At 64.5% G+C, this 1,244-nt stretch carries 1 protein-coding gene; it reads right to left on the reverse strand.

Features of this window, described 5'->3' with window-relative positions; translation table 11 throughout:
* Nucleotides 1–3: 3 nt before the first annotated feature.
* Nucleotides 4–1,215 (reverse strand): ISL3 family transposase, encoded by a 1,212-nt coding sequence (locus C7389_RS24710; RefSeq protein WP_133595315.1) that lies wholly within the window; start codon nt 1,213–1,215, stop codon nt 4–6.
* Nucleotides 1,216–1,244 lie beyond the last annotated feature (29 nt).

Consider the following 1,244-nt stretch of genomic DNA (forward strand, 5'->3'; position numbering starts at 1 on the left):
GGTTCATCGCGCCTTTCCGGGGAAGGCGGCCTTGATCTTCAGGAAGAAATAGGCTGAGTCGCGGAATCCGTAGGCCATGCGCTTGATGACCTTGATGCGGTTATTGACGCCCTCGAGGACGCTGGTGTTCAGAGGGAAGATGGCCGAAGCCAAGATTCCGCGCAGGTACTTGCGCAGTCGTTTGGCAAAGGCGATGGCCGGCGCGATGCCGCTGTCCATTGCGAAGCGGTACCAGTCCTTCCATCTTCGCGCCCCTTCCCGCACGGTCGGGGCGAACCAGATTTCCTTGATCGCCGTTTTCAGCAGATAGACGGTGGCCAGCGGCGCGTTGGCGGCCAGCAACTCTTCGAGCTTGACCGCCTGCTCGTCGCCGAGGTTGTCACGGTTACGTAGCAGCAGCCAGCGAGAGCGCTTGATCACCTGCCGTTGGGCCGGCTCGCTGCGCAAGGCGTTGGCCTGATCGACCCGCACCCGGTCGACGACTTCCCGGCCAAAGCGCGCGACGACGTGGAACAGGTCATAGACCACCTCTGCCTTCGGGCAGTGGGCGCGCACCTCCAGATCGAAGGCGGTGTTCATGTCCATCGCAACGGCCTCGATGTGTCGGCAGCCCTCTTCGCCCAGCAACTCGAAGAACGGCCGGATGGCCTCGCGACTGTTGCCTTCGCCGACCCACAGCACGCGCAGGCGCTCGGCATCCATGATCACGGTCGCGTAGCGGTGTCCCTTGTGCAGCGCGAACTCGTCCATCACCAACCGACGCACACCCTGCGCATCGAAAGCACCGTGCCGGGCCTGCAGACGCCGATGGTCGATGCGCTTGATGGTGTGCCAGTGCAAGCCCGTGAGTTGGGCGACGTGGGCGATCGGCAGGATCTGCACCAGCGCTTCGACCCAGGCGCGCAGTCGGTGCGTGATGCGCTCGCCCGTGTCGAGCCAGCTCAGCCGCTCGGCCGCCCGTGCGCCGCACTGATAGCAGTCCAGCCGCCGTATCGGCACATCCAGCCAAACGCGTCGATCGAACCAATCTCGATCGCGCACCCGGCGTCGCCGGCGCTCGTGGAGCAGGACGCTGTCGCTGCCGCAGCGCCCACATCGGCGGTGGTGTGAGGGGGCTTCAGAAAGGCTCAGAAGCAGCGAGCCGTCGCCTTGCTCCTGAGATGAATCGACGACGTGGCCTTCCCAGAAGACCACGCCCAACATAGCATCGCGCATGACGGGGAAGAGGAAGGGGATCGGTTTGT

The organism is Azoarcus indigens, assembly GCF_004361735.1.
Classification (GTDB): Bacteria; Pseudomonadota; Gammaproteobacteria; order Burkholderiales; family Rhodocyclaceae; genus Azoarcus; species Azoarcus indigens.